Annotated in this window: 13 protein-coding genes; 3 read left to right on the forward strand and 10 right to left on the reverse strand. The window is 71.9% G+C overall.

The window, feature by feature from the left end; genetic code table 11:
• Positions 1-326: 326 nt before the first annotated feature.
• The gene (locus ACZ4S3_RS25860; RefSeq protein ID WP_467938080.1) at positions 327-1,334 is read right to left on the reverse strand and encodes a stage II sporulation protein M; all 1,008 of its coding nucleotides are present in this window, start codon (positions 1,332-1,334) and stop codon (positions 327-329) included.
• A gap of 105 nt (positions 1,335-1,439) precedes the next feature.
• On the opposite strand from ACZ4S3_RS25860, the gene ACZ4S3_RS25865 reads away from it, so the two are divergent.
• Entirely contained in the window at positions 1,440-2,447 is a 1,008-nt protein-coding gene (locus tag ACZ4S3_RS25865; RefSeq protein ID WP_467938082.1) for an RDD family protein, read from the forward strand.
• A gap of 40 nt (positions 2,448-2,487) precedes the next feature.
• On the opposite strand, the gene ACZ4S3_RS25870 is transcribed toward ACZ4S3_RS25865, so the two are convergent.
• A complete protein-coding gene (locus ACZ4S3_RS25870; RefSeq protein WP_467938084.1) occupies positions 2,488-3,102 on the reverse strand; it encodes a hypothetical protein in 615 nt (204 codons plus the stop codon).
• A gap of 165 nt (positions 3,103-3,267) precedes the next feature.
• Positions 3,268-4,725: an adenosylhomocysteinase gene (gene ahcY / locus ACZ4S3_RS25875; RefSeq protein ID WP_467938086.1), complete on the reverse strand. Its 1,458-nt coding sequence runs from the start codon at positions 4,723-4,725 to the stop codon at positions 3,268-3,270.
• Positions 4,726-5,221: 496 nt separating this feature from the next.
• Here ahcY and ACZ4S3_RS25880 point away from each other — a divergent pair, with 496 nt between their 5' ends.
• A complete protein-coding gene (locus ACZ4S3_RS25880) occupies positions 5,222-7,291 on the forward strand; it encodes a fructose-specific PTS transporter subunit EIIC (protein ID WP_467938511.1) in 2,070 nt (689 codons plus the stop codon).
• Positions 7,292-7,616: 325 nt separating this feature from the next.
• On the opposite strand, the gene ACZ4S3_RS25885 is transcribed toward ACZ4S3_RS25880, so the two are convergent.
• From ACZ4S3_RS25885 to ACZ4S3_RS25915, 7 genes are all read right to left on the reverse strand, one after another.
• Complete coding sequence (locus ACZ4S3_RS25885) at positions 7,617-8,576, reverse strand: cation diffusion facilitator family transporter (protein WP_467938088.1); 960 nt, start codon at positions 8,574-8,576, stop codon at positions 7,617-7,619.
• Positions 8,577-8,884: 308 nt separating this feature from the next.
• Positions 8,885-10,081: a mannose-6-phosphate isomerase, class I gene (gene manA, locus ACZ4S3_RS25890; protein WP_467938090.1), complete on the reverse strand. Its 1,197-nt coding sequence runs from the start codon at positions 10,079-10,081 to the stop codon at positions 8,885-8,887.
• Between the two features lie 67 nt (positions 10,082-10,148).
• On the reverse strand, positions 10,149-11,288 hold the full coding sequence (locus ACZ4S3_RS25895) for an SIS domain-containing protein (RefSeq protein WP_467938092.1): 1,140 nt from the start codon (positions 11,286-11,288) through the stop codon (positions 10,149-10,151).
• 77 nt (positions 11,289-11,365) lie between these two features.
• Positions 11,366-11,599 carry a Trm112 family protein gene (locus tag ACZ4S3_RS25900; RefSeq protein ID WP_467938093.1) on the reverse strand — a complete coding sequence of 78 codons (234 nt, stop codon included), beginning with the start codon at positions 11,597-11,599 and terminating at the stop codon, positions 11,366-11,368.
• 154 nt (positions 11,600-11,753) lie between these two features.
• The gene (locus ACZ4S3_RS25905) at positions 11,754-13,112 is read right to left on the reverse strand and encodes a phosphomannomutase/phosphoglucomutase (protein WP_467938094.1); all 1,359 of its coding nucleotides are present in this window, start codon (positions 13,110-13,112) and stop codon (positions 11,754-11,756) included.
• Positions 13,113-13,222: 110 nt separating this feature from the next.
• Entirely contained in the window at positions 13,223-14,839 is a 1,617-nt protein-coding gene (locus tag ACZ4S3_RS25910; protein WP_467938095.1) for an L-lactate permease, read from the reverse strand.
• Between the two features lie 235 nt (positions 14,840-15,074).
• Positions 15,075-15,518 (reverse strand): DUF3499 domain-containing protein, encoded by a 444-nt coding sequence (locus ACZ4S3_RS25915; protein WP_467938097.1) that lies wholly within the window; start codon positions 15,516-15,518, stop codon positions 15,075-15,077.
• Between the two features lie 306 nt (positions 15,519-15,824).
• Here ACZ4S3_RS25915 and ACZ4S3_RS25920 point away from each other — a divergent pair, with 306 nt between their 5' ends.
• A complete protein-coding gene (locus ACZ4S3_RS25920) occupies positions 15,825-16,283 on the forward strand; it encodes a metallopeptidase family protein (RefSeq protein ID WP_467938099.1) in 459 nt (152 codons plus the stop codon).
• Positions 16,284-16,291 lie beyond the last annotated feature (8 nt).

The raw sequence follows: 16,291 nt of genomic DNA on the forward strand, positions 1-16,291 counted from the left end.
CTTTCCGGCCTTTCCGACTTTATCAGATCCGGGCCTCGCCGTTTCCGGTCGAATTTCGGTTCCGATTCCCCGTCGGAGGGGGCTGCCTTTCGGCTCTTCCGACTTTAGCAGAAGATGATCGGTCGAATTAATCGACCGGACTTCCGGTAAATGATCGGAGCGCCTCGCCGTATTGATTTTCCGGCCGAAGCGGAGAAGAGACTAACCGTTGCGGTCGAACCTGTCTAGTTCGTGGCAACCGTTTGAATCTACCTCCCCCTGCCACCCATGTCAATGGGTTTCTGGGGCGAAGAGGAGATTAGCAGGTCAGCGGCCCTGGACGCACATCAGGCGGCGGTCGGCAGACCGGCTTCGCGGTCGGTGGGGGCGAGGTCGCCGGTCTCGCCGGCGCGTATGGCGCGGCCGCCCAGGACGTAGACGTACAGGAGGAAGGCCAGCTCGGCGGTGGCGCCGATGGTGATGCGGGCCCAGGTGGGCAGGCCTGAGGGGGTGACGAAGCCTTCCAGAGCGCCGGATATGAAGAGGACGGCGGCGAGGCCGATGGCGACGCCCAGTGCGGAGCGGCCCTCCTCGGCCAGGGCCGTGCGGCGGGGGCGGGGGCCCGGGTCGATGAGGGTCCAGCCGAGGCGTAGGCCGATGCCTGCGGCGATGAAGACGGCGGTCAGTTCGAGGAGGCCGTGCGGGAGGATCAGGCCGAGGAAGGTGTCGAGGCGGCCTGCCGAGGACATCAGGCCGATGCCTGCGCCCAGGTTGAGCATGTTCTGGAAGAGGATCCAGAGGACAGGGATGCAGGCGAAGGCACCGAGGACGAGGCACAGGGCTACGGCCTGGGCGTTGTTCGTCCATACCTGGGCGGCGAAGGATGCCGCGGGGTGGCTGGAGTAGTACGTCTCGTACTCGCCACCGGGGCGGGTCATGGCGCGGAGGTCCTCCGGGGCGCCGATGGTGGCCTGGACCTCGGGGTGTGTGGCGATCCACCAGCCGAGGAGGGCGGCGACGGCGGTGGAGAGCACCGCGGTGGGGATCCACCAGTGGCGGAGGCGGTAGACCGCCGCCGGGAACCCCGTGGTGAAGAAGCGGGCGGCGTCGCGCCAGGAGGCCTTGCGGGCGCCGGTCACCGCGCTGCGGGCGCGGGCCACCAGGGAGGTGAGGCGGCCGGTCAGCGCGGGGTCGGGGGCGCTGGAGAGGAGGAGGGAGAGGTGGGTGGTGGTGCGTTGGTAGAGGGCTACGAGTTCGTCGGCCTCGGTGCCGGTGAGACGGCGCTTGCGCTGGAGGAGGGATTCGAGGCGGTCCCATTCGGCGCTGTGTGCCGTGATGAAGACATCGAGGTCCATGTGTCGGTCTCGCTCCTCGTAGCGCCGTGAGCTGGTGTGCGGCCAGCTTGGCAGACTGGGCGTGACCGGCGTGGGGCGGGCGGGAGTTGAGAGGAGTGGGGCGCGGTGAGTGAGCTCGTAACGGGTGAAGCAGTGGTGCTGGGGCTGCGGCCGGCGAGGTTGCCGAGTCGGGGGCTGGCGGTGCTGGTGGATCTGGCCGTGGCCTGGGGGACGTATATAGCGGTGTCGCTGGTCCTGGTGGGCGCGATGTCGTCGCTGGACAGTGCCGCGCTGGCGGCGGCATCGGTGGCGGCGTTCATTCTGGTGCAGGTCGGGATACCGATTGTGATCGAGACGCTGAGCCATGGGCGGTCGCTGGGGAAGCTGATCTGCGGGCTGCGGGTGGTGCGGGAGGACGGGGGGCCGATCCGGTTCCGGCATGCGTTGGTGCGGGGTGCCATGGGGGCCATCGAGATCGTGCTGACGATGGGTGTGGTGGCGTCCATCGCGTCGCTGGTGTCGGCGCGGGGGCGTCGGGTGGGGGACGTGTTCGCCGGGACTCTCGTCGTACGGGAGCGGATTCCGGTGGAGGAGCCGGGCGTGGCGTTGCCGCCGCCGGATGCGTGGCTGGCGGCGGAGGTCGAGGGGCTGGATCTGTCGCGGGTGCCGGACCGGTGGTGGCTGACCGTGCGGCAGTACCTCGCGCGGATGGGGCAGCTGGATCCGCAGGTCGGCGGGGCGATGGCCGGGCGGCTTGCCGAGGACCTTCGGGGGTTCACGGGGGTGACGGCGCCGGCGGGGGTGCATCCGGCGGCCTATCTGTCCGCGGTGATGGGTGAGCGGCAGGCACGCGAGGCACAGCGGGCGTTCGGGGCGTCTTGGCCGGTACCGGGTGAGGGGGACTCGGCGGCTCCGGCGGGGGTCACGGCAGCGGTCTCGGCGGGGGCGTCCTCGGTGCGCGCAGGTGATGCAGCTGGCGGGGGGCGGTGGGCGGCGCCCGGAGGCAGCGCGTCGGCGGCCGACGGACCGCCGGTGGCCGGGGGCGGGGCCGGGCGTATGGAGCCGGTGGCGGGAACGGGCGGGGCCGACGGGGCCGGTGAGGCATCGCGTACGGGGTTTGCGCCGCCTGCCTGAGGGGGCGGCGGGGCACCGGGGACGGGCTCGTACGAGGGTTTTACGGGAACGCCGACGGTGGGGATTCGAGGGATTCGAGTTCGATGCCGGGGGCGGAGAGGACGACGTCGCCGGCGATGTGGACGGTGTGCTGTTCACCGGTTTCCAGGTCGTTGACCTGGTATTCGTCGGCGATCAGCGGGGCGTTGTCAGTGGCGTGTGGTGTGCTGGATCGCAGGGCCCAGGACTGGTCGAGCGTGCGGGGGGCGAGGACGGGGGGCGTGAAGGCCACGAGGCGGGTGCGGACGGCTCCGGCGCCGAGGGCGGGGCGGAGCAGCCGGGCGGTGGCGACGAGGAATGCGGGGGACGCGCCGGTGAAGGCGTGGGCGGGAACGTTGCCTTCGGTGGCGTGTTCGCCGGTGGGGTCGGTGCGCACCCAGGTGACGCCTTCCAGGGCGGCGCCGCGGACCTGCCAGGCGGAAGCGTGGAGTTCGAGGCGGAGGGGTCGGCCGAGCTCGTCGAGGGTGAGGTCGACGGAGCCGGCGTGATCGCCGGAGGGGGTGGTGATCTGCGAGACATAGCGCCAGCCGGAGGGGCCGGTGGCGCAGTGGAAGTGCTCTTCACCGAGGGGGGTGTGATCGTGCGGGTCGTGGAGGGAGTAGTGGCCGCGGGGCATGGGGCTTGCAGTCCTTCGGGCGGGCCGGTGGGGGATGAGCTCGGTGGGCCTGGGGCGGGCCCCTTACGGACCAGGCCCCCGCCGCGAGAGGCGAGGGCCTGGCTTCCGGGGTTCACCGGCTGCTGGTGGTTGCCAGTCGCTGATCGCTGGGGATCAGCGGTCGGCTCAGTAGCGGTAGTGGTCGGGCTTGTACGGGCCCTCGACCTGGACACCGATGTAGGCGGCCTGCTCCGGGCGCAGCTCGGTGAGCTTGACGCCGAGGGCGTTGAGGTGGAGGCGGGCGACCTTCTCGTCGAGGTGCTTGGGGAGCACGTAGACGTCGGTCGGGTACTCCTCGGGCTTGGTGAACAGCTCGATCTGGGCCAGGGTCTGGTCCGCGAAGGAGTTGGACATCACGAACGAGGGGTGGCCGGTGGCGTTGCCGAGGTTGAGCAGGCGGCCCTCGGACAGCACGATCAGGACCTTGCCGTCCGGGTGGGTCCAGGTGTGGACCTGGGGCTTGACCTCGTCCTTGACGATGCCGGGGAGCGTGGCCAGGCCGGCCATGTCGATCTCATTGTCGAAGTGACCGATGTTGCCGACGATCGCCTGGTGCTTCATCCGCGCCATGTGCGACGCCATGATGATGTCCTTGTTGCCGGTCGTGGTCACGAAGATGTCGGCGGTCTCGACGACGTCCTCGAGGGTGGTGACCTGGTAGCCGTCCATCGCCGCCTGCAGGGCGCAGATCGGGTCGATCTCGGTGATGATCACCCGGGCACCCTGGCCGCGCAGGGACTCCGCGCAGCCCTTGCCGACATCGCCGTAGCCGCAGACCACGGCGGTCTTGCCGCCGATCAGGACATCGGTGGCGCGGTTGATGCCGTCGATCAGGGAGTGCCGGCAGCCGTACTTGTTGTCGAACTTCGACTTGGTCACGGCGTCATTCACGTTGATCGCCGGGAAGAGGAGGTCGCCGTCACGGTGCATCTCGTACAGACGGTGCACACCGGTGGTGGTCTCCTCCGTCACACCACGGATCTCCGAGGCCAGCTTCGTCCACTTCTCGGGGCTCTCCGCCAGGGTGCGGGTGAGCAGCTCCAGGATGGAGCGGTGCTCGTCGCTCTCGGCGGTCTCGATGGCGGGGACCTTGCCGGCCTTCTCGTACTCGACGCCCTTGTGGACCAGGAGCGTGGCGTCGCCGCCGTCGTCCAGGATCATGTTCGGGCCGCCGGTGGGCGAGTTGGGCCAGGTCAGCGCCTGCTCCGTGCACCACCAGTACTCCTCCAGGCTCTCGCCCTTCCAGGCGAAGACCGGGATGCCCTGGGGAGCTTCGGGGGTGCCGTTCGGGCCCACCGCGATGGCCGCCGCGGCGTGGTCCTGGGTGGAGAAGATGTTGCACGACGCCCAGCGGACCTCGGCGCCGAGCGCCACCAGGGTCTCGATCAGGACGGCCGTCTGCACGGTCATGTGCAGCGAACCGGTCACCCGGGCGCCGGCCAGCGGCTGGGTGGCGGCGTACTCCTTACGGATCGCCATCAGACCGGGCATCTCATGCTCGGCGAGGGTGATCTCCTTACGGCCGAAGGCGGCAAGGGACAGGTCGGCGACCTTGAAGTCCTGGCCGGTGGCTGCTGTCGTCATGCGGGCTGCTCCTCGAGCGTCGCGTGGTTTTGGGGCTGGGCAGTCTGCGGCGCGGGCAGGCAGGAGCGTACGCGGAAGCGCACACACCTCTCCCCCTGGCCGCAGCGCAGTCCGTCGGAGGCCCTCTCTCCCTCGGCCGGTCCGCGGGGCGGGCCGCCCGACCGCCATCAGCAGCGACGTCTGGCACTGGTCACGAATCTACACCGATCGGCCCAGTGAACCCCAGCCCGGATGGGCCGATGAGGGCCGCTTCCGTGCGGTCTCGGCCATGGCGGGGGGCGCCGCGGGTTCCCGGTGTCGCCGCGGTACGTGGCATGGAGACGGGGCCTGGGGGCTTTGACTGCGGTTCCGCGTGCTGCAGGATGCCCGGAGCGCGGGAGCACGAGAACGCCTGTACGGCCGCGCGTACGTTCGTAAGGAGAAACACGTGACGACGAGTCCAGCCGATCCCCCCGAGGGCGCGGGGAAGAGCGGGCAGGGGCTGAAGCTGCTCGCAGTGACCGCCTGCCCCACCGGTATCGCCCACACGTATATGGCCGCGGAGAAGCTGACGCAGGCCGCGCAATCCCTCGGGCATGAGATCAAGGTGGAGACCCAGGGCTCCATCGGGGCTGAGAATGTTCTCTCTGACAACGATGTCAGAGAGGCGGATGCGGTGATCATCGCCGCGGACAAGGATGTGGACCGCGGGCGGTTCGCCGGCAAGCGGGTCCTGGCCGTCGGGGTCGCCGAGGGCATCCACCATCCCGAGCAGCTGATCGAGCGGGTGCGGAGTGCGCCGGTGTACGAGGGAGGCGGTGCGGCGGCCCCGGAGAGCGGTGGCGGCGGCAAGGAGCGAAGCGTCGGGTACAAGGCGCTGATGAACGGGGTCAGTTACATGATCCCGTTCGTGGTGGTCGGCGGACTGCTGATCGCGATATCGCTGGCGCTGGGCGGCCATCCGACGCCGGAAGGGCTGCAGATCCCGCCGGGGTCGTTCTGGGCGGACGTCAACAACATCGGGACCATCGGGTTCACGATGATGGTGCCGATCCTGTCCGGCTACATCGCGTACGCGATCGGGGACCGGCCCGCGCTCGTACCGGGCATGATCGGCGGCTGGATCGCCACCCACGGCGAGCTGTACGGGATGAAGGGCGCCGGTGCCGGCTTCATCGGCGGGATCGTGACCGGCTTCCTCGCCGGCTATCTGGTCGTGTGGATCAAGAAGGTCAGGGTCCCCCGGTTCGTCCAGCCGATCATGCCGATCATCGTGATCCCGATCGTGGCGGCGTCGGCGCTCGGGCTCTTCTTCATCTACGTGCTCGGCAAGCCGATCTCGTGGGTGTTCACGCATCTCACGGGCTGGCTCAGCGGAATGACCGGGACCAGCGCGATCGTGCTCGGCGCGATCCTCGGGCTGATGATCGCGTTCGATATGGGCGGACCGGTCAACAAGACGGCGTTTCTGTTCGGTTCGGGGCTGATCGCGTCCGGCAACCAGACGGTGATGGGCATGTGTGCCGCCGCGATTCCGGTCATGCCGCTGGGGCAGGGGCTGGCCACGCTGATCCGCCGGCGGCTGTATACGGAGCAGGAGCGGGAGACCGGGATGGCCTCGCTGTTCATGGGGCTGTTCGGGATTTCCGAGGGCGCGATCCCGTTCGCGGCGGCGCGGCCCGCGCAGGTGATTCCGGCGAACATGCTCGGTGGCGCGGTGGCCGGTGCGATCGCGGGAATGGCCGGGGTGTCGGACGCGGTGCCGCACGGCGGGCCGATCGTGGCGGTGCTGGGCGCGGTCGCCGGGGTGCCGATGTTCTTTGTCGCCGTGCTGGCCGGGGCGGCGGTGACGGCGCTGGCGACGGTCGCGTTGGTGGATCGTGCGGAGCGGCGGAAGGGGCGGGCCACGGCGGCGGTGCCCGCTCGGCCGTTGGTGGCAGAGCCGGTGCCGGCGCCGGCGCCGGCTCCAGCGGGGGTCGGGGCTGGGGCCGTAACGGCGGGGGCCGGGGGCGTAACGGCGGGGGCCAGGGGCGTAACGGCGGGGGCCAGGGCTTCCGGTGGCGGGGCTTCCGGTGCCCCGGCGGGTTCCGGTGCCCCGGCGGGTTCTCGTACCGGGGACGACGACGCGTCCGAAGTCCTCTCCGGGTACCTGACCCGAGAGACCGTCAAGACCCGCCTGGCGGCCGCCGGCAAGGAGGCGGCCATCCGCGAGATGGCTGAACTTGCGGCCAATACGGGCAAGGTGACGGATGCCGCGGAGCTCGTACGGGTCGCGCTGGCCCGGGAGGCGCAGGGGACCACCGGGCTCGGCGAGGAGATCGCGATTCCGCATGCCAAGACGGATGCGGTGACGGCGCCGGTCGTCGCGTTTGCGCGGTCCGCGGAGGGCATCGACTGGGGTTCGCTGGACGGGACCCTGGCCAGGCTGGTGTTTCTGATCGCGGTGCCGGAGGCGGCGGCCGGGGACGAGCATCTGCGGATCCTGGCGATGCTGTCGCGGAAGCTGATGGATACGGACTTCCGGGCGCGGCTCCAGGCGGCGGAGGACGAGGCGGCGGTGCTGCGCGTCCTGGGCGAGATCCACTAGGGGGTGGGCGAACAGATCCCGTAGGGGGTGCGAGGGCCCCCTGCGGGTCCACAACGCGGCGGGGTCTGGGGGGTATTCCCGTGGGGCGCCTGGATGCGGCGGGTCCGGGTGGGGGAATTCCGTGGCTCGCCGCAACGTGGCGCGTCCTTGAGGAGGAACTCCTCGCCCCCGCATAGCCGGCACGTCCAAGAGGTCTCCCCCGCGCCTCCCCGCCTGATCGGCAAGGCGCTGGTCCGGCCCCCGATGGCACCGTGCGCAGTGCGGCGAAGGGCCCCCGCGCTCGCCAGGAGTGCGGGGGCCCATGTGCTTACGGGGCGGGGGTGGTTCAGTGGCCGCCCGGTGTTGCTTCCGGGGCGGGGCCGGCGGCGGCCGTGGCCTCGTTGTAGATGTCGGGCTCGAGGTAGATGACGCGGGCGATCGGTACGGCCTCGCGGATGCGGGCCTCGGCCGCGTCGATGGCCCTGGCGATCTCGGTGGCGGTGTCGTCGTGCTCGACCGCGATCTTGGCGGCGACCAGCAGTTCCTCGGGACCGAGGTGGAGGGTGCGCATGTGGATGACGCGGGTGACGACGTCGCCGTCGACGATCGCCTCGCGGATCTTGGCGACCTGCTCGGGGCCGGCCGCCTCGCCCAGCAGCAGCGACTTGGTCTCGGCGGCCAGGACCAAGGCGATCACGACCAGCAGCGCGCCGATGCACATGGTGCCGACGCCGTCCCAGACGCCGTCGCCGGTGGCGAGGGTGAGGCCGACGCCGCCGAGCGCGAGGACCAGACCGACCAGCGCGCCGAAGTCCTCCAGGAGGACGACCGGCAGCTCGGGGGCCTTGGCGCGGCGGATGAACTGGCCCCAGGTCTGCCGGCCGCGCAGCTCGTTGGACTCCTTGATGGCGGTGCGGAAGGAGAAGCCCTCGGCAATGACGGCGAAGATCAGCACGCCGACCGGCCAGAACCAGTTGTCCAGCGGATGCGGGTCGTGGATCTTCTCGTAGCCCTCGTAGAGCGCGAAGACGCCGCCGATGGTGAACAGGACGATGGAGACCAGGAAGCCGTAGATGTAGCGCTCGCGGCCGTAGCCGAAGGGGTGTTCCGCGGTCGCCGCGCGCTGGGCCTTCTTGCCGCCGAGCAGCAGCAGGCCCTGATTGCCGGAGTCCGCGATGGAGTGCACTCCTTCGGCGAGCATCGAGGACGAGCCGCTGAAGGCGAAGGCCACGAACTTCGCTACGGCGATCGCCAGGTTGGCGCCCAGCGCCGCAACGATCGCCTTTGTCCCGCCTGATGCGCTCATGTGTGCCGCGTGTCCCTTCCGTCGACGGAGCGCTACCGCTTTACCGCCCCTTTAATGCCGTGCGGCGGTCATTGTTGCAGCCCGGCGCGGGGGCGGTGCCAGGAGGCCGACATGCGGCCGTCCCGGCGGCGCTCCTAGAGCCTGTCGTCAAACTCCCGCCTGCCCCGCGACGCCTGGCACGCACGCTCGCTGCGTTGTCGGGCTCGCCCCGATACGCCCAGTATCGGGGCGGCCCTCCGCCTTGCGATCGCACGTACCAGACGCCGCGGGGCCCGCCCTTCGGGCGAACGGGAGTTTGACGACAGGCCCTAGGCCACGACCGTAGCGCGGAAGAGGGTGCCCTCTCCGGAGAGGGTGATCCGTTCGCCGGCCGGGACGAAGGCCGATGCGCCGGGGGTGAGGGTCAGGTCCTGTGAGGTGTCGCTCTCCAGGCGGACGGTGCCCGCCGTGCACAGCAGGACCTGTGGCGTACGGGGGTCCAGCGGGCGGGGCGCGGCCCCGGGGGCGAGGGCGAAGCGGGAGAGCCGGAATTCGTCGATCGGGGTCTCGTAGACCTCCTCGCCGTCGACCGCCTCGGGGCGCAGGACGCCCGGGTCGCCGGCTTCGAACCGGACGATGCGCAGCAGTTCGGGGACGTCGACGTGCTTGGGGGTGAGGCCGCAGCGCAGGACGTTGTCGGAGTTGGCCATCAGCTCGACGCCGAGGCCGTTCAGGTAGGCGTGCGGGATGCCGGCGCCGAGGAACAGGGCTTCGCCGGGCTGGAGTTGGACGTGGTTGAGGAGCATGGCGGCGATGACGCCGGGGTCGCCCGGGTAGTGGTGGGCGATGCCGGCGTACGCGGCATAGTCGGCGGCGTGCGGGCCTTCCTGGTCGCCGAGCTGTCCGGCCGCTGCGGCGGCGCGTTCGACGGTGTCGGCCATCGCGCCGTGCTCGGCGCTCAGGACGGCGGTCAGCACCTCGCGCAGCGCGGCTTCCTCGGGGCCGGCGCGCAGGATGTCGACGTACGGCTTGAGGTCGTCGGTGCCCAGGCCGTCCAGGAGGTCGGCGGCCTGGGCCGGGTGCCGGAAGCCGCACAGGCCGTCGAAGGGGGTGAGCGCGACGATCAGCTCGGGCTTGTGGTTGGCGTCCTTGTAGTTGCGGTGGCCGGCGGCTATCGGGACGCCGCGCCGCTCCTCGTCGGCGAAACCTTCCTGCGCCTGGGCGAGGTCGGGGTGGACCTGGAGGGAGAGCGGGGAGCCGGCCGCGAGCAGTTTGAGCAGGAACGGCAGCCGGGGGCCGAAGGCCCGGACGGTGTCGGCGCCCAGTTCGGTCTCGGGGGCGGCGTCGATCACCTCGGCCAGGGAGATGGGGCCGGCGCCGCGGTCGATACGGGAGGGGGCGCCGGGGTGGGCGCCCATCCACATCTCGGCCTGCGGTGCGCCGGTCGGCGCGACGCCGAGGAGCTCCGGGATGGCGGTGGCGGAGCCCCAGGCGTAGGGGCGCACGGTGTTGGCGAGGCGGTCCATGGAGCTGCTGCTTCCTGAGGTGTCGTACGTGCCGGTGGCTGGTCGGGCCGCGTGGCCCACCCCATGATCACTCGGTGTCGGCGAGCGCCAGGTAAACGGCGGCGAAATCCGTGATGGCGAGCAGTTCCGTGGCGCTTTCCAGTTCGGTGCCGCTCTCCGGCTGGAGCTCGGTGAGGGCGGTCTCGCTTTCGTCGGCGAGCTCGTTGGCGGCGCGGGTGGCGGAGTGCGCCCCCGGCTCCCGCCGGTCGCGCAGCAGCAGGATCCTGGCGTGCAGGGCGGCGGGCTGCTCGACGCGGTCGCGGAAGAAGTCGTCCGGATCGGCGCCGGCGGCCAGCGAGCCGGCCAGCAGCGGGCGGTGGGTGGTGAGCGCCTCGGGCAGCTCGGCGGCGAGCGCGGGCAGGCCCGCGAGTCCCGCGAGGACGGTGGCGAAGTGCCGGCCGACGGCTCCGGCGACGGTGCCTTCCGTCCAGATCAGCGGCAGTGCCTCGGCGAGGTCGGCGGCCAGGGTCTTGGCCGGGTTGGTGTAGGTGGCGATGGCCGGGCCGCAGCGTTCGGCGAGCTGGTCGAGGTGGTCGGCGAGGCGGCCGAGCTCCTCGGGGGGCGCGCTGAGCAGGCCGATCCGGTCGGCGAGCGCGAGCAGCGGGATCAGCAGCGACCAGAGGGTGCCGGGGGCGGCCGGGGGCGCGCCCTCGACGTCGAATTCGGCGTCGTACGGGGTGGTGGCTAGCGGGACGGTGAGGCCGCGGGCCTGGGTGACGGCGTCGGCGAGCGGGCCGCCGGCCGGGGTGACGGCGACGACCGCGCAGCCACGGCGGTAGGCCTGCTCGACCAGCTCGGCGAGGCCGGGGTCGGAGCCGTCGGGGCCGGCGAGCAGCAGCAGGTCCAGGGGGCCGGTCCAGCCGGGCAGCGTCCAGCGCAGGGCGCCGGGCAGCGGGGCCACGCCGGTGGGCGGGATGAGGGTGACCGGGGCGCTGCCGCCGCCGAGGGCGCTGAGGAGTTCGGCGATGGTGGAGGCGGCCGGGCCCGGTCCGGCGACGAGGACGGCGCGTGGCCGTCCGTCGGGCGTCAGGTCGGGGATGCCGGCCTCGGCGGCGCTGCGGGCGGCGGTACGGACCCGGGCGCCGGATTCGGCTACGCCGCGCAGCAGTCCGTAACGGTCGGCGCCGGACAGCGCCTCAGGAGTGTCCAGGAGCGACTCGTCGAGCATGGTGTGCGCGGCCTCCGTTCGCCGGTACGGGCGGGGGATCGCCGGGCGGCGCCGGGGCGGGCCCGGCGCTTCCCGGGTCAGGCGGGGCGGCGGGCCTCGTCGACGAGGAGTACGGGGATGCCGTCCCGGACGGGGTAGGCGAGACCGCAGTCGGCGGAGGTGCAGGTCAGCTCGGCGGAGTCAGACACGCGACCCGTAGGGTCTCCGGCCGGGGTGGTGGCGGGAGACGGGTGGGCCGCGGTGCGGTCCTCGAGCGGGGCGTGGCACGCCGGGCAGGCGAGGATCTCGATCAAGCTGGCTTCGACCGGCATGGGGGGCGCTCCTTCGGGGTGACTGCGGCTGTGCCAGCGTACCGCCGTACGGGGGGCGAGGTCCTGCTCGGAGGAGATGTACGGCGGTGGGCGGGGGTGGCGGCGGTGCGGCCGCCACCCCTCTGGGCCCCGGCCATGATCCACCGGACAGGTGCTAGGCGCGGATGATCGACAGGACCTCGTCGCGGACCCGGTCGACGGTGGCGGCGTCGCGGGCTTCGGCGTTCAGGCGGAGCAGGGGCTCGGTGTTGGAGGGGCGGACGTTGAACCACCAGTCGTCGGCGCTGACGGTCAGGCCGTCGAGCTCGTCGATGGTGACGCCCTCCCGCTTCTCGTAGGCGGCCCGGACGGCGGCGAGGCGGCCGGTCTGGTCGTCGACGGTGCTGTTGATCTCGCCGGAGGCCGCGTAGCGGTCGTACTGGGCGACGAGCTGCGAGAGCGGGCCCTGCTGGCCGCCGAGGGCGGCGAGGACGTGCAGGGCGGCGAGCATGCCGGTGTCGGCGTTCCAGAAGTCGCGGAAGTAGTAGTGCGCGGAGTGCTCGCCGCCGAAGATCGCGCCGGTCCTGGCCATCTCCGCCTTGATGAAGGAGTGGCCCACCCGGGTGCGGACCGCCTTGCCGCCGTTCTCCTTGACGACCTCGGGGACCGACCAGGAGGTGATGCAGTTGTGGATGATCGTGCCGCCGGGGTGCTTGGCGAGTTCGCGGGCGGCGACCAGGGCGGTGATCGCGGACGGGGAGACGGGGTCGCCGTTCTCGTCGACGACGAAGCAGCGGTCGGCGTCGCCGTCGAAGGCGATGCCGAGGTCGGCGCCGGTCTCGCGGACCCGGGCCTGGAGGTCGACGATGTTCTTCGGGTCCAGCGGGTTGGCTTCGTGGTTGGGGAAGGAGCCGTCCAACTCGAAGTACAGGGAGTCCAGTTCGAGGGGCAGGCCCTCGAAGACGGTGGGGACGGTGTGGCCGCCCATGCCGTTGCCCGCGTCGACGACGATCTTCAGCGGGCGGATGCCGGTCAGGTCCACGAGGCCGCGCAGATGGGCGGCGTAGTCGGCGAGGACGTCGCGCTGGGTGACGGCTCCGGTGGCGGCCACGGGCTCGGGGGCGCCGGTCTTGGTCCACTCCTCCACGAGCGCGCGGATGTCGGCCAGGCCGGTGTCCTGGCCGACGGGTGCGGCGCCCGCCCGGCACATCTTGATGCCGTTGTACTGAGCCGGGTTGTGGGAGGCGGTGAACATCGCGCCGGGCAGGCTCAGCGCGCCGCTGGCGTAGTAGAGCTCGTCGGTCGAGCAGAGCCCGATCTCGGTGACGTCGGCGCCGCGGGCGGCCGCGCCGCGGGCGAAGGCGCGGGAGAGGCCGGGCGAGGAGGGCCGCATATCGTGCCCGGTGACGATGGCGTCCGCTCCGGTGACCTGGACGAAGGCCGCGCCGAACAGCTCGGCCAGCGTCTCGTCCCACTGGTCGGGGACCACTCCGCGCACGTCGTACGCCTTGACGATCTGCGACAGATCAGTCACAGCCGGCCCTCCTGGGTTGCTGAGTCGCTACGGAGTCCCCAACCTACCCGCCCGTCCTGTGCGGAGGCCGGGAACCGGCCGGTGCCGGGACACGGCGTTCCGGCCGCCGCTCACGGCAGCATCCAGCCCAGTACGGCGGTGCTCTGGGCGACCACGATCAGGCACATCACCAGCAGCAGTCCCAGGCTCCACGGCAGTACCTTGCGCAGCAGATCCCCTTCCCGTCCCGCGAGGCCGACGGCCGCGCAGGCGATCGTCAGGTTCTGCGGCGAGATCATCTTGCCGAGCACGCCGCCGGAGCTGTTGGCCGCGGCGAGGAGTTCGGGGGAGAGTCCGGACTGCTGGGCGGCGGTGACCTGGAGGGCGCCGAAGAGCGCGTTGGCGGAGGTGTCGGAGCCGGAGACGGCGACGCCGAACCAGCCCAGGGCGGGTGAGAGGAAGGCGAGCCCGGCGCCGGCCGCGGCGACGAAGTGGCCGATGGTGGCGGCCTGTCCGGAGAGGTTCATGACGTAGGCGAGGGCCAGCACGGAGGTCACGGTGAGCACGGCGCGGCGCAACTCGTGGACGGTGGCGGCCCATTCCCGTACGGCGGCGCCGGCCCGTACGCCGAGGACCGGGGCGGTGAGGAGGCCGGCCAGCAGCACCAGGGTGCCGCCGGTCGCGATCAGCGGCAGGGAGAAGACATTGCCGCCCACGGGTGTGCCGTCGGGGCCCGCGACGTCCAGGAACGGCCAGTCGAAGGTCCGGGTCGCTTGTGCCAGCAGGTCCTTGACCGGCGGGATCTGGGCGAGCGAGAAGATCACGACGATCAGGGTGTAGGGCGCGTAGGCGCGGAGGACCTCGCGGCGTTCGTCGCGTACGTCCAGGTCCTGGCTGCGGGCGCCGGTGAGCACCGCGGCGCGTACCGGCTCGGCGGCCGGTCTGCGGGCGCTCGGCACGGCGACCAGGGCCGCGGCGCCCGCCAGCGCCGCCCCGATGTCGGCGAGCTGCGCCGAGACGAAGTTGGCGGCGAGGAACTGGACGGCGGCGAAGGCGGCTCCGCAGGCGAGGGCGGGCACCCAGGTCTCGCGCAGGCCGCGCCGCCCGTCGACCAGGACGGTCAGCAGCAGCGGCACGAGCAGTGCCAGCAGCGGGGTCTGACGGCCCACCACGGAGGCGACGGAGTCCAGTGGCAGCCCGGTGACCTGGGCGAGGGTGACGACCGGGGTGCCCATGGCGCCGAAGGCGACCGGTGCGGTGTTGGCGACCAGCGCGACGATCGCGGCCTTGACCGGGTCGAAGCCGAGCGCGACGAGCATCACCGCGCTGATCGCGACCGGTGCCCCGAACCCGGCCAGCGCCTCGAGCAGGGCGCCGAAGCAGAAGGCGATGACGAGGGCCTGGATGCGGGGGTCGGCGGAGAGCCGGGAGAAGGAGCGGCGCAGGACGTCGAAGTGCCGGGTGCGGACCGTCATCCGGTAGATCCACAGGGCGTTGACGACGATCCACAGGATGGGGAAGAGGCCGAAGACGGCGCCCTGGGCGGCACTGGAGAGCGTCTGGCCGGCCGGCATGCCGTAGCCGAGGCAGGCGACCGCGACGGCGGCGGCGAGGCCGATGAGGCCGGCGAGATGGGCGCGCATCCGTACGGCGCCGAGCAGCACGAGGACGGTGAGCAGGGGGAGGGCGGCGACGAGGGCGGACAGGGCGAGCGAGTCGGCTATGGGCTCCAGCTGTTGGACGTACACAGGGCCTCCCGGCGTGGGCGGCTCCCGTCGTCTGTTCCGCGATCTGGGTTGCACGATCTGGGTTCCACGATGCGAAAGCGGATCACGCGGGAGTGGAGGCATGGTCGTGTCCGCGCCAAGCCGGCGTCAATGCTCCGTCATCGACTGATCGCGAAGAGTTTCCGGCGCGGTGCCGGATCGGGCCGGTGCTCAGGAGACGGGCGAGCGGTGCTCAGGAGTCGGGCGAGCCCGGTGCTCAGGAGTCGGGCGAGCGCAGCACCCGCAGATGGCCGCGGCGGGCGACCTCCATGGGCCGGCCGTCGCGCCCGGTGGGACCGCCGGTCTGCGGTCCGTCGGCCCGCTCCTGGGGCCGGGCGGCCTCGCGCACGGCATTGGCGAGCGCTTCGAGGTCGTCGCCGCTGGGCTGGGCGGGGCCGGAGTCGATGGCGAGGCGGACGACTTCCCAGCCGCGGGGCGCGGTCAGCCGCTCGGAGTGCTCGGCGCACAGGTCGTAGCAGTGTGGCTCGGCGTAGGTGGCGAGCGGCCCGAGCACGGCGGTCGAATCCGCATAGACGTACGTCAGCGTTGCGACGGCGGGGCGGCCGCACGCAGTGCGCGAACAGCGACGTACAGGGCTCACGACGTTGGACGGTACCGCACTCTTGACCGGGCCGCGACGACTCTCCCCCGGCTCACCCAACCGTGTCGTCCCGCTTCGTCCGATGCGTCTGACCTGCACCCGCCCTCCCGTCGCCCGCCACCGCCCCGAGTGGAAGCGCTTCGCGCTGCTGCGACATCGCGCCGGAGCGGGCAGGCCGGGACGGGCGGCGCGCGGCACGGAAGACGCCATCAGTCGGCGCAATTCATGTCATTCTGCGGGCGATCCGCGATCCCATAGGGGGAGGCAAACGAACGGAACGCGGAGCGGACCGGTCACTCGGCGACATCGTGCGTCTTGTTGCGCTTCACGGTGCCACCTGGCCCGTGACGGTTACGCTCGATGCTGATGGACAGCCCCGTACCTCCCCGACCGTCGGAGCCGCGGCCGCGCCGCCGCGACCGGCACGGCCGCGGCATGCGCGGCCCGATCGCGCCTCCGCAGGTGCCGCTGTCGGTGAGCCGCGCCGACGCCTTCGTAGATCTTGTCTATGACTCCCGGGACCGCCTGGAGCGGCGCTGGCCGCAGCTCTCGGAGGTCGACTTCATGGTCCTGGAGGTGCCCGGTTTCGGCCCGGACGGATGGCCGGATGCGGACACGGACGGCGAGACCGTACCGCTGGGCCGGGTACTGCCGGCCGGCGGCGGATATCGCGACCGGATCGTGATCTACCGCAGGCCGGTGGAGATCCGCACCAAGAGCCGCGACGAGCGCGCGCTGCTGGTCCATGAGGTGGTGGTCGAGCAGGTCGCCGAACTGCTCGGGCTGGCCCCGGAGTCGGTGGACCCGCGGTACGGCCAGGACTGATCCCGTGC

It is taken from the genome of Streptomyces sp. NPDC028368 (assembly GCF_055565615.1).

Coding starts and splice junctions, on each gene's coding strand:
- ACZ4S3_RS25860 (WP_467938080.1), bottom strand. CDS start 1,334: ATGGACCTCGATGTCTTCATCACGGCACACAGCGCCGAATGGGACCGC.
- ACZ4S3_RS25870 (WP_467938084.1), bottom strand. CDS start 3,102: ATGCCCCGCGGCCACTACTCCCTCCACGACCCGCACGATCACACCCCC.
- ahcY (WP_467938086.1), bottom strand. CDS start 4,725: ATGACGACAGCAGCCACCGGCCAGGACTTCAAGGTCGCCGACCTGTCC.
- ACZ4S3_RS25885 (WP_467938088.1), bottom strand. CDS start 8,576: ATGAGCGCATCAGGCGGGACAAAGGCGATCGTTGCGGCGCTGGGCGCC.
- manA (WP_467938090.1), bottom strand. CDS start 10,081: ATGGACCGCCTCGCCAACACCGTGCGCCCCTACGCCTGGGGCTCCGCC.
- ACZ4S3_RS25895 (WP_467938092.1), bottom strand. CDS start 11,288: ATGCTCGACGAGTCGCTCCTGGACACTCCTGAGGCGCTGTCCGGCGCC.
- ACZ4S3_RS25900 (WP_467938093.1), bottom strand. CDS start 11,599: ATGCCGGTCGAAGCCAGCTTGATCGAGATCCTCGCCTGCCCGGCGTGC.
- ACZ4S3_RS25920 (WP_467938099.1), top strand. CDS start 15,825: ATGGACAGCCCCGTACCTCCCCGACCGTCGGAGCCGCGGCCGCGCCGC.